Source organism: Mycobacterium colombiense, assembly GCF_001953985.1.
Lineage (GTDB): Bacteria > Actinomycetota > Actinomycetes > Mycobacteriales > Mycobacteriaceae > Mycobacterium > Mycobacterium colombiense_B.
On sequence record NZ_MBEI01000082.1, the window covers coordinates 1 to 10,439 of the forward strand.

At 68.3% G+C, this 10,439-nt stretch carries 11 protein-coding genes; 6 read left to right on the forward strand and 5 right to left on the reverse strand.

Annotation, left to right across the window (positions count from 1 at the left end; genetic code table 11):
- Positions 1-100: 100 nt before the first annotated feature.
- Positions 101-535, reverse strand: coding sequence for a nitroreductase family deazaflavin-dependent oxidoreductase (locus A5732_RS25900; protein WP_076053296.1), 435 nt, complete (start codon positions 533-535; stop codon positions 101-103).
- Positions 532-2,370: an aspartate--tRNA ligase gene (aspS, locus tag A5732_RS25905; protein WP_142256681.1), complete on the reverse strand. Its 1,839-nt coding sequence runs from the start codon at positions 2,368-2,370 to the stop codon at positions 532-534. Before aspS ends, A5732_RS25900 begins: the two co-directional genes overlap by 4 nt.
- On the opposite strand from aspS, the gene A5732_RS25910 reads away from it, so the two are divergent.
- Genes A5732_RS25910 through ypfJ form a run of 3 tightly spaced genes read left to right on the forward strand, consistent with a single transcriptional unit; the run spans position 2,369 to position 4,663 of the window.
- Positions 2,369-3,268 (forward strand): oxidoreductase, encoded by a 900-nt coding sequence (locus A5732_RS25910; RefSeq protein ID WP_216351594.1) that lies wholly within the window; start codon positions 2,369-2,371, stop codon positions 3,266-3,268. The genes aspS and A5732_RS25910 overlap by 2 nt on opposite strands.
- Before the next feature lie 9 nt (positions 3,269-3,277).
- A complete protein-coding gene (locus A5732_RS25915) occupies positions 3,278-3,775 on the forward strand; it encodes an SRPBCC family protein (protein WP_076053301.1) in 498 nt (165 codons plus the stop codon).
- Positions 3,776-3,784: 9 nt separating this feature from the next.
- Entirely contained in the window at positions 3,785-4,663 is an 879-nt protein-coding gene (gene ypfJ / locus A5732_RS25920; protein WP_076103754.1) for a KPN_02809 family neutral zinc metallopeptidase, read from the forward strand.
- On the opposite strand, the gene A5732_RS25925 is transcribed toward ypfJ, so the two are convergent.
- A complete protein-coding gene (locus tag A5732_RS25925) occupies positions 4,660-5,541 on the reverse strand; it encodes a dihydrodipicolinate synthase family protein (RefSeq protein WP_076103756.1) in 882 nt (293 codons plus the stop codon). The genes ypfJ and A5732_RS25925 overlap by 4 nt on opposite strands.
- Positions 5,542-5,577: 36 nt before the next feature.
- Complete coding sequence (locus A5732_RS25930; protein WP_076103758.1) at positions 5,578-6,363, reverse strand: aldolase; 786 nt, start codon at positions 6,361-6,363, stop codon at positions 5,578-5,580.
- A 76-nt stretch (positions 6,364-6,439) separates the two neighbouring features.
- Here A5732_RS25930 and A5732_RS25935 point away from each other — a divergent pair, with 76 nt between their 5' ends.
- Positions 6,440-6,985 carry a helix-turn-helix domain-containing protein gene (locus tag A5732_RS25935; protein ID WP_076103761.1) on the forward strand — a complete coding sequence of 182 codons (546 nt, stop codon included), beginning with the start codon at positions 6,440-6,442 and terminating at the stop codon, positions 6,983-6,985.
- Between the two features lie 48 nt (positions 6,986-7,033).
- Entirely contained in the window at positions 7,034-8,638 is a 1,605-nt protein-coding gene (locus A5732_RS25940; RefSeq protein ID WP_076103763.1) for an MFS transporter, read from the forward strand.
- A gap of 85 nt (positions 8,639-8,723) precedes the next feature.
- On the opposite strand, the gene A5732_RS25945 is transcribed toward A5732_RS25940, so the two are convergent.
- A complete protein-coding gene (locus tag A5732_RS25945) occupies positions 8,724-9,152 on the reverse strand; it encodes a hypothetical protein (protein WP_065053268.1) in 429 nt (142 codons plus the stop codon).
- 88 nt (positions 9,153-9,240) lie between these two features.
- Here A5732_RS25945 and A5732_RS25950 point away from each other — a divergent pair.
- On the forward strand, positions 9,241-10,439 hold a 1,199-nt coding region (locus tag A5732_RS25950), incomplete at its 3' end, for a purple acid phosphatase family protein (protein WP_076103765.1).

Genomic DNA, 10,439 nt, shown 5'->3' on the forward strand with positions numbered 1-10,439 from the left:
TCTGCACCAGGTTGAACCAGACCAGCCGCAGCCGTTTGCTGCCCGCGCGCGCCGCGGCGAGAACCAGCGATGGGACCGCTCGCCGCGAAGCGCCCACCGGCTAGGTCCGGTTTAACTCGAAGAGCGGAATCACCCGGGTGGTCTTGGCCTGGTACTCGGCGAAGCCGGGCGCGGCGGCGGTGACTTTGTCGAAGAGCGCGGCGCGCTCGTCGGCGGGCAGCTCGTGGGCGGTGACATCGAAGGTGTCGGTACCGATCTCCACCCGCGCCTGCGGGTTGGCCCGCAGGTTGTGCACCCAGGCCGGGCTGACCGGGGCGCCGGCGAAGGAGCCGATGATGATGAGCTTGCCGTCGATGCGGAAGTAGGCCAGCGGCGATACCCGGGGTTGGCCGGACTTGGCGCCCGTCGTGTGGAGCAGCAGCAGGTTGGCGCCCTCGAACTGGCCGCCGACCTTGCCTTGGTTCGCGCGGAATTCGTCGATGATGCTTGTGTTGAACGCATTGATGGTGCCGGTGTCAGGCATTTCTTCGGTCATGCCCGCTCAACCTTCTCCGGCTTGGCGTCTATTCCGGACTCCTTGCGCTGCTGGGCGGTGATCGGCGCCGGCGCTTCGGTGAGCGGGTCGACGCCGCCGCCGGTCTTCGGGAAGGCGATGACCTCGCGGATGGAGTCGACCCCGGACAGCAGCGCATTGATCCGGTCCCAGCCGAACGCGATCCCACCGTGCGGGGGTGCGCCAAAGGTGAAGGCCTCCAACAGGAATCCGAATTTCTCCTGGGCCTCGGCGTGGTCCAAACCCATCACCGCGAACACCCGCTCCTGGATGTCGCGGCGGTGGATACGGATCGATCCGCCGCCGATCTCGTTGCCGTTGCAGACGATGTCGTAGGCGTCGGCGAGCACGTTGCCGGTGTCGGTCTCGATGCCGCCCTCGTGGCCGGGCTTGGGTGAGGTGAACGCGTGGTGCACCGCGGTCCACGCCCCCGACCCGACGGCGACGTCGCCGGCGGCGGTCGCGTCGTCGGCGGGCTCGAACAGCGGCGGGTCCACCACCCAGACGAACGCCCAGGCTTGCGCGTCGATCATGTCCAGCCGGTGCGCGATCTCGCCGCGGGCGGCCCCGAGCAGGGCCCGCGACGGCTTGGCCGGGCCCGCCGAGAAGAAGACGCAGTCCCCCGGCTTCGCCCCGACGTGCGCGGCCAGCCCGTCACGTTCCGCGTCGCTCAGGTTCTTGGCGACCGGGCCGCCCAGGGTGCCGTCGTCGGCGATCAGCACGTAGGCCAGTCCGCGGTGACCGCGCTGCTTGGCCCACTCCTGCCAGCCGTCCAGCGTGCGCCGCGGCTGCGAAGCCCCGCCGGGCATCACCACGGCGCCGACGTACGGTGCCTGGAAGACGCGAAATGTGGTGTCTTTGAAGAAGTCTGTGCAGTCGACGAGCTCCAGCCCGAAGCGCATGTCGGGCTTGTCGGAGCCGAATCGCCGCATCGCGTCGGCGTAGCTGATCCGCGGGATGGGCGTCGGGATCTCATACCCGATCAGCGCCCACAGCGCGCTCAGGATCTCCTCGGAGATGGCGATGACGTCCTCGGCGTCGACGAAGCTCAGCTCCATGTCGAGCTGGGTGAACTCCGGCTGGCGGTCGGCGCGGAAATCCTCGTCGCGGTAGCAGCGGGCGATCTGGTAGTAGCGCTCCATGCCGGCCACCATCAGCAGCTGCTTGAACAGCTGCGGGCTCTGCGGCAGCGCGTAGAACGAGCCGGGGTGCAAACGGGACGGCACCAGGAAGTCGCGCGCCCCTTCCGGGGTCGACCGGGTGATCGTCGGGGTCTCGATCTCGACGAAGTCATGTTGAGCCAGCACCGAGCGCGCGGCGGCATTCACCTTGGAGCGCAAGCGGATTGCCTCGGCCGGACCGTCGCGGCGCAGGTCCAGGTAGCGATACTTCAGCCGCAGCTCCTCGCCGGCCGGCTCGTCGAGCTGGAACGGCAGCGGCGCGCTTTCCCCCAGCACGGTCAGCGTGGTGGCGTTGACTTCGATGTCGCCGGTGGCGATCTCCGGGTTCGCGTTGCCCTCGGGCCGGATCTCGACGACACCGGTGACCGCGACACAGAACTCGGCGCGCAGCCGGTGCGCCTGGGCCAGCACGTCAGCCTCGCGGAACACCACCTGGGCGATCCCGGAGGCGTCGCGCAGGTCGATGAAGATGACGCCGCCGTGGTCGCGGCGACGTGCCACCCAGCCCGCCAGCGTCACCTGCTGCCCGGCGTCGCTACTTCTCAGCGAACCCGCGGCGTGACTGCGCAGCACGAAACACTCCTTTTCACTGGCCAGAACGAGTGCCCAGTCTAAAGGAGGTAATTTCGGTGGCATCGCCACAGATGCTGCTACCAACATCGCCCTGGTCGGTCCCGGCGCCGTCGGCACGACGGTCGCCGCGCTGCTGTATCGGGCCGGTCACCCGGTGATGGTGTGCGGTCGCACCGCGCGCGACGCCATCGAACTGCGGCCCGACGGGGCCGACCCGATCGTCGTCCCGGGGCCGGTGCGCACCGATCCCGCCGAGGTGACCGCGCCGGTGGACGTGGTTCTGCTGGCCGTCAAGGCCACCCAGAACGACGCGGCGGCCGGCTGGCTGGCCCGGCTGTGCGACGTCCACACCATCGTGGTGGTGCTGCAAAACGGTGTCGAGCAGGTCGAGCAGGTGCAGCCGCACTGCCCGCTGTCCCCGGTCGTCCCCGGGATCGTGTGGTACTCGGCCCAGGCCCAGCCCGAGGGCTGGGTGAGGCTGCGCACCGAGGCGGCGCTGGTGCTGCCCAGCGGGCCGTCTGCGGAGACGGTCGCCCAATTGCTGCGCGGCGCCGGCTGCCGGGTCGATTGCGACCCCGACATCCTCACCGCGGCCTGGCACAAGCTGCTCACCAACGCGCTGGCCGGGTTCATGGCGCTGGCGCGGCGGCGGTCCGGGATGTTCCGCCGCGACGACGTCGCCGAGCTGTCGCGGCGCTATGTCGCCGAATGCCTGGCGGTCGCCCGGGCCGAGGGCGCCCGGCTGGCCGACGGCGTGGCCGACGAGTTGGTCGACATGTTCCGCAACGTCGCCGAGGACATGAGCACGTCGATCCTCACCGACGCGGAACATGGGCGCGCGATGGAATGGGACATCCGCAACGGCGTGATCATTCGCAAGGGCCGGGCCCACGGCCTGGCCACGCCGATCAGCGACGTCATAGTCCCCTTACTGGCCGCGGCCAGCGACGGCCCCGGCTAAGTTGTTGTCATGTTCCCCTGCGAGCGCGTCGATACGAACTTCACCGACACCGCACCCTTCCGCTTCCGTAACAGCGTCGACCTGGCCATCACCCCCGAGCAGCTGTTCGAGGTGCTCTCGGATGCCCAGTCCTGGCCGCGGTGGGCGAAGGTGATCACCAAGGTGACGTGGACCAGCCCCGAGCCGCGCGGCGTCGGGACCACCCGCGTCGTCGAGATGCGCGGGGGCATCGTCGGCAACGAGGAGTTCCTCGCCTGGGAACCGTTCACGCACATGGCATTTCGGTTCAATGAATGCTCGACCCGATCGGTGGCGGCCTTCGCCGAGGACTACCGGGTGGAGGTCATCCCGGGTGGCTGCCGGCTGACGTGGACCATGGCCCAGAAACCGGCCGGGCCGGCGAAGCTGGCGATGGTCGTGGTGGGGCCGCTGCTGAACCTGGCCCTGCGCCGCTACCTGCGCAACCTGCGCAGCTACACCGACTCCCTTGCGACCCGGCAACGTTAGGAGAGCGTCATGACCTTCAACGAGGGCATGCAGATCGACACCAGCACCGCGTCCTCGTCCGGTGGGGGCGGCATGGGAATGGCCGTCGGGGGTGGTGGCCTCGGGCTGCTCATTCTCATCGGCGCGCTGTTCTTGGGCGTCGATCCCGGCCGCGTGATGAACTCCCCGCAGACCAACACCGGTGGCTACTCGGCGCCCGGGTTCGACCTGAGCCAGTGCAAGACCGGCGCCGACGCCAACAAGTACGTTCAATGCCGCGTGGTCGCGACCGGCAACTCGGTGGATGCGGTGTGGCACCAGCTGCTGCACGGCTACACCCGTCCCCACGTCCGGCTGTTCACCGGATCGGTGGAGACCGGCTGCGGGCACGCGACCACCGCGGTCGGGCCGTTCTACTGCCCGGTGGACAAGACGGCGTATTTCGACACCGACTTCTTCAAGGAGCTGGTCGATCGATTCGGTTCCAGCGGTGGGCCGTTCGCCCAGGAGTATGTGGTCGCCCACGAGTACGGTCACCACGTGCAGAACCTGCAGGGTCTGCTGGGCCGCTCGCAGCAGGGTGCGCAGGGCGCCGGCGGCAACGGCGTGCGCACCGAGCTACAGGCCGACTGCTACGCCGGGATCTGGGCGCACTACGCCTCCACGGTCAAGCAGGAGAGCACCGGTGTGCCCTACCTGGAACCGTTGAGCGACAAGGACATTTCCGATGCCCTCTCGGCCGCGGCGTCGGTGGGCGACGACCGGATCCAGAAGGAATCCATCGGCCGGGTCAACCCCGAGTCCTGGACGCATGGTTCGTCCGAACAGCGGCAGAAGTGGTTCACCATCGGCTACCAGACCGGTGACCCGAACAAGTGCGACACCTTCTCCGCGCCCGACTTGGGTTAGACCAGCAAGCCCCGCAATTCGGCGCGGCCCTGCTCGTCGAGCGGCAGCAGCGGCGCCCGCGGGTCGCCGACCGGGAAATCGAGCAGCTCCAGGCCGGCCTTCACGGTGGTGGCCAATCCGCCCGCGACGATGAAGGTGAGCAGCGGCTTGAGGTCGTCGTAGAGCTTCTGCGCGGTGTCGAGGTCTTGCGCACGCACCGCCTCGTAGAGGTCGATGCAGGGTTGTGGCCGCAGATTCGGTGCGGCCGTGCACCATCCGGACGCCCCGGCCTTCAGCGCGTCGAGCACCAGCGGGTTGCTGCCGTTGTAGAAGGGCAGCCGGTTGCCGGACAGTTCGCCGATGCGCTGCATCCGGGTCAGGTCACCGGTGGATTCCTTGACCATCGTGACGTTGTCGATGCCTTCGAACATGCGCACCAGCAGCTCGGGAGGCATGTCCACGCCACTGGTGGCCGGGTTGTTGTAGGCCATGATCGGGATGGAGATGGCGTCACTGATGCTGCGGTAATGCTGGAAGATTTCGCGCTCGGTGAGCTTCCAGTAGGACACCGGCAGGATCATCACCGCGTCGGCCCCGGCCTGCTGGGCGTACGTGGCGCGCCGAATCGTCTTGGCGGTGGTCACATCCGACACCCCGACGATCACCGGGACGCGGCCGGCGACGGTGGCGATGGTGGTGTCGACGACGGTGTCGACTTCGGGTTCCTCGAGGTACGCCAGCTCGCCGGTGCTGCCCAGCGGCGCGATCGCGTGCACATCGGCGGACACCAGCCGCTCGACCAGCGCGGCCAGCCTTTCGGTGTCAATCCCCTTCTCGGAGAACGGGGTCACCGGGTAGGCGATGATGCCGTGGATCTTGGGCGTGGACGTTTGCGCCACAGCGGGCTCCTCGAATTGGGTTGGCGGATAACGGGTTCAGCTGGTCAACACGTCGGGGTGCCGGGCCAAAGCCCGGCGGGCGTAGTAGGCGAAGTTGGCGCGGCTGCGCTGCGGTGACAGCGTCCAGTCGTGGGCCTCGCGGGCCAGTTCCTCGGGTAGTTCCTTGACGGTGCCTGCGGCCATGGCGGTCAGCTGCAGTTTGGCGGCGCGCTCGATGAGGATTCCCAACGAACACGCCTCCTCGACGCTGGCACCGGCGATGACGTGGCCGTGATGCGCCAGCAGCACCGCCTTCTTGTCGCCGAGGGCGGCGCTGATGATCTCGCCCTCCTCGTTGCCGACCGGCACGCCCGGCCACTTCGGCAAGAACGCGCAGTCGTCGTAGAGCGGCGTGGTGTCCATGTGCGAGGCGATCAGCGGGACTTCCAGCATCGACAACGCCGCCACGTGAAACGCGTGGGTGTGCACGATGCACTGGACGTCGGGCCGGGCGCGATAGATCCAGCTATGAAAACGGTTGGCGGGGTTCGCGATTCCGTCCCCGTCGAGGACGTTGAGGTCCTCGTCGACCAGCAGCAGGTTGCCGTCGGTGATCTCGTCGAACCCCAGGCCCAGCCGCTGGGTGTAATAGGTGCCGTCCGCCTCGGCCCGGGCGGTGATCTGCCCGGCCAGCCCGGAGTCATGCCCGGCGTCGAACAGCGCCCGGCACGTCAAGGCCAGCTTCTGGCGGGTAGTCAACTGCGAATCGGCGACGTTCGCCGTCAACTGCTCGGCAGCCCGGCGCATCAGTTCGGACTTCGACTCGGTGAACGTGCTGGCCATAATCGGCTCCCTCGGCGCGAACGTGTGACACAATAATAGCACTATAGGAAACCTTGTGTCATGAGAGGGGTGGCCCGTGACCGCACTGCTGCGCGCGGTCCGCAAGCAACGCGGCCTCACCCTGGAGGAGCTGGCCCGGCAGACCGGACTGACCAAGAGCTACCTGTCCAAAATCGAACGCCGTTGCAGCACACCGTCGATCGCGGTGGCCCTCAAGGTCGCCAAGGCCCTCGACGTCGACGTGGGGCGGCTGTTCTCCGAGGAGGCGGCGCAAGAGAAGATCACCGTCGAGCGTGCCGCCGGCGACGCCGAGGGTGAGCGCTACCGGGTGCTCGCCTCGTCGCTGCTGGGAAAGTCGATGTCGCCGTTCGTGGTTCGCCCGACGGAGCAGCTTGCCGACGATCCCCATCCCGAGCACGCCGGCCAGGAATTCATGTTCGTGCACGCCGGAACCGTCGAACTCGACTACGGGGACCAGACGTTCACCCTCGAGCCGGGCGACAGCGCCTATTTCGACGCCTCGGTCAGCCACAAGATCCGGGCGGTCGGCGCCGAACGCGCCGAAGTCGTCGTCGTCGCGCATGCCGAGCCGGGCGCCCGCCGCGACACCTTTGTGTCCTAGACTTCTATCCCCACCGCTTCCTCCCGCTGACGCGAAAGGCGTTGCCGTATGCCGTCAACGCAAGCCGAGGACCCGCAAGCGTCCGCCTGGGCACCGATGCGCAACCGCGTGTTCCGCGCGTTGTTCATCGCGCAGTTCGTCTCCAACGTCGGGACCTGGATGCAAAGCGTCGCCGCACAATGGTTCCTGATCGAAGACCACAGCAGTCCCGTCATCGTGGCCCTGGTTCAAACCGCGAGTCTGGGACCGACGCTGCTGCTGGGATTCTTCGCCGGGGCGCTGGCCGACCTCTTCGACCGGCGGCGGCTGCTGATCTTCCTGCAGTCGTACGCGGTCGTGGTGACGCTGGCCCTGGCCGTGCTGACGTTCCTCGGCACCCTTACCCCGACGTCACTGTTGCTGTTCACCTTGGCGGTCGGCTTCGCCTCCGCCCTGACCGCGCCGGCCTGGCAGGCGATTCAGCCCGAGGTCGTCACGCGCGAGGAGATTCCCGCCGCGGCGACGTTGGCCAGCGTCTCGGTGAACATCGCCCGCGTGGTCGGGCCCGCGATCGGCGGCGTGGTGCTGGCGGCGACCGGCCCCGCAGCCGTCTTCGCCATCAACGCGATCTCCTTCGCCGGCATCATCGTCGCCCTGGCGGCGTGGCGCCGACCCAGACAAGAGCCGCCCGTCGAACGGGAACACTTCAGCCAGGCCATCGTCACCGGCTTACGGTACGTCGCCAACGGCCCCATTTTCCGCAGGATTCTCTTGCGCACAGCGCTTTTCGTGTTTCCCGCCTCGGCGCTGCTGGCGCTGTTGCCGGTGGCCGCCGCCGACCGGTGGCACCTGGGGGCCGGTGGCTACGGTGTGGCATTGGGCGCCATAGGTTTTGGCGCGGTGCTCGCCGTCGCGGTCCCCGCGCCGCTTCGCAGGAAGGTGCCACCGAACGCCCTGCTGGCCATCTCGGCCGCCGGGTACGCACTTGCGCCACTCGCCGTGGTGTGGCTGCCGTTCGCCGCGGCGGCGCCGCTTCTGGTGCTGTCCGGGACGACCTGGCTGATCACCTTGACGACGTTGAATGCCGCGGCGCAACTCCACCTGCCGCAGTGGGTGCGGGCCCGCGGATTGTCGGTGTATCTCTTGGTTTTCACGGGATCCCAGGCATTCGGCTCGTACCTCTGGGGCGCCATCGCAACCCGGGCGGGCCTTGATCTCGCGCTCATCGTGTCGGCCGCGTTCCTGGGCGCCGCCGCCCTCAGCGTCGCCGTTCTCCCCTTGCGGCCGTCCACCGGGAAGCTCAGCCGCGACATCTCCAGGGCGTGGCCGTCGCCGATGGTCGTCTTCGAACCCTGCCCCGACGACGGGCCGGTCCTGGTGGCCATCCGCTATCGGGTGGCGGCGGACAAGCTTCAAGAGTTCGTCAAGGCGATGAGCGCCGTGCGGCGATCGCGGCTGCGCACCGGTGGACACAGCTGGCGGCTGTATCACAGCATCGAAGACCCCGACGCGGTCCTCGAGAGGTTCACCGTGCCGTCCTGGACCGAGTTTCAGCACCAGCACACCGAGCGGTGGCTGGAGTCCGACCACGACGGCCTGGCGACGGCGGTGAGCTACACCGTCGACAGCACCCGGCAGCACGAGTACTACCTGGCGCTGCGCGTGCACCGATGATCGAGCCACTGTTCTCACTCTGCAGCGGCCTGTTCGCCATCAGCGAAACCGATCCGGCGGCCGCCGATCCGTCTTCGCCGGCTGACTAGCTGGGTCGGCAGGTGACGGTGGTGGTGGCGTCCTGCTGCGCGACCACCTGGCCGTCCACGGCGATCTCGCAGTGGAACTGGGCGGGTCCGTTGCCGGAATCCGGCCAGTGCAGCATGCCACTGGCGGTGATGCTCGCAAACTGTTTCGGGTTCGCCAGGGTGGCGGTGTAGGTGACCGGCGCTCCGCCGCTGAGCGGGGCCTGCACGCTGGTCGAGAACTTCGACGGGTCCGCGCTGAAGGCGGCCTGGCTGGGTGGGTCGGCGTTCACGTACGAGACGTTGGCGGTCAGGTTGTTGGGGCTGGTCACGGTGTAGGTCACCTGGTGACCATCCGCATGCGCCGTCGCCGGCGTCAGCACCGCCCCCGCAGCCATTGCCAGCGTCACCGCTGAGATCGCGCTCGCTGTCCTTTGCACGTTCGTCATATCGAAAACGCTACCGGATTCGTTAGCGGCGGTTCGCTGTTTACCGGCAGCTGTGCCCGCGGTTGCCCGCCTCGGGTATGAAGCAAGCATGAGCGATGAGACGCCTCCGGCGCCCAAACGGGCCGAGAGCGCCGAAACTTCGGTGACCCGCCGCCGGTTGCTGACGACCGGTGCGGTGTCGGCCGCGCTTGGGGTGGGCATCGGGGGCGGCGCCGTCCTGCTGTGGTCGCGCCCGCGGGGCCCGGAGGCCTGGCTGCAGCCCGATCGCCACGGCGCACCGCCGGTCGGCGGGCTGCACCTGCAGTTCGGGAAGAACGCCGGCACCGAAGTGGTGGTGTCGTGGCACACCACCGACGCGGTCCGCAATCCGCGCGTGCTGCTCGGGACCCCGACGTCCGGCTTCGGCCGCACCATCGCCGCGCAAACCCGCACCTACCGGGACGCGAAGTCGGGCACCGAAGTTCGCGTCAACCACGCCCGGCTGACCGACCTCACCCCGGACACCGACTACGTGTACGCCGCGCTGCACGACGGCGCCGAACCGGAACAGGGCACCGTGCGAACCGCGCCGATGGGCCGAAAACCGCTGCGGTTCACCAGCTTCGGCGACCAGTCCACACCGGCATTGGCCAAGATGCCCGACGGCAGGTACGCCACCGACAACATCGGCTCGCCGGCCGCGGCCGACACCACCATGGCGATCGAACGGATGGGGCCGCTGTTCAACCTGATCAACGGCGACCTGTGCTACGCCAACCTGGCCCGCGACCGGGTGCGCACCTGGTCGAACTGGTTCGAGAACAACACCCGCTCGGCGCGATACCGGCCCTGGATGCCGGCGGCCGGCAATCACGAGAACGAATTGGGTAACGGGCCAATCGGTTACGGCGCATATCAGGCCTACTTCGCGGTACCCGATTCCGGGTCGAGCCCCGAGACCCGCGGCATGTGGTACTCGTTCACCGCCGGCTCGGTGCGGGTGATCAGCCTGAGCAACGACGACGTCGCCTTCCAGGACGGCGGCAACTTCTACGTGCACGGCTACTCCGGCGGCGAGCAAAAGCGCTGGCTTGCAGACGAACTCGCCGCGGCCCGGCGCGACCCGGACATCGACTGGATCGTCGTGTGCATGCACCAGACGGCGATCTCCACGGCCGACAAGACGAACGGGGCCGACCTGGGCATCCGCGAGGAATGGCTGCCGCTGTTCGACCAGTACCGGGTCGATCTGGTGCTGTGCGGTCACGAACACCACTACGAGCGCTCGCACCCGTTGCGCGGCACGCT

Excerpts from the sequence above, each read along its gene's own strand:
- A5732_RS25930 (WP_076103758.1), bottom strand. The coding sequence starts at position 6,363 with ATGGCCAGCACGTTCACCGAGTCGAAGTCCGAACTGATGCGCCGGGCT.
- A5732_RS25940 (WP_076103763.1), top strand. The coding sequence starts at position 7,034 with ATGCCGTCAACGCAAGCCGAGGACCCGCAAGCGTCCGCCTGGGCACCG.
- A5732_RS25945 (WP_065053268.1), bottom strand. The coding sequence starts at position 9,152 with ATGACGAACGTGCAAAGGACAGCGAGCGCGATCTCAGCGGTGACGCTG.
- A5732_RS25915 (WP_076053301.1), top strand. The coding sequence starts at position 3,278 with ATGTTCCCCTGCGAGCGCGTCGATACGAACTTCACCGACACCGCACCC.
- ypfJ (WP_076103754.1), top strand. The coding sequence starts at position 3,785 with ATGACCTTCAACGAGGGCATGCAGATCGACACCAGCACCGCGTCCTCG.
- A5732_RS25900 (WP_076053296.1), bottom strand. The coding sequence starts at position 535 with ATGACCGAAGAAATGCCTGACACCGGCACCATCAATGCGTTCAACACA.
- aspS (WP_142256681.1), bottom strand. The coding sequence starts at position 2,370 with ATGCCACCGAAATTACCTCCTTTAGACTGGGCACTCGTTCTGGCCAGT.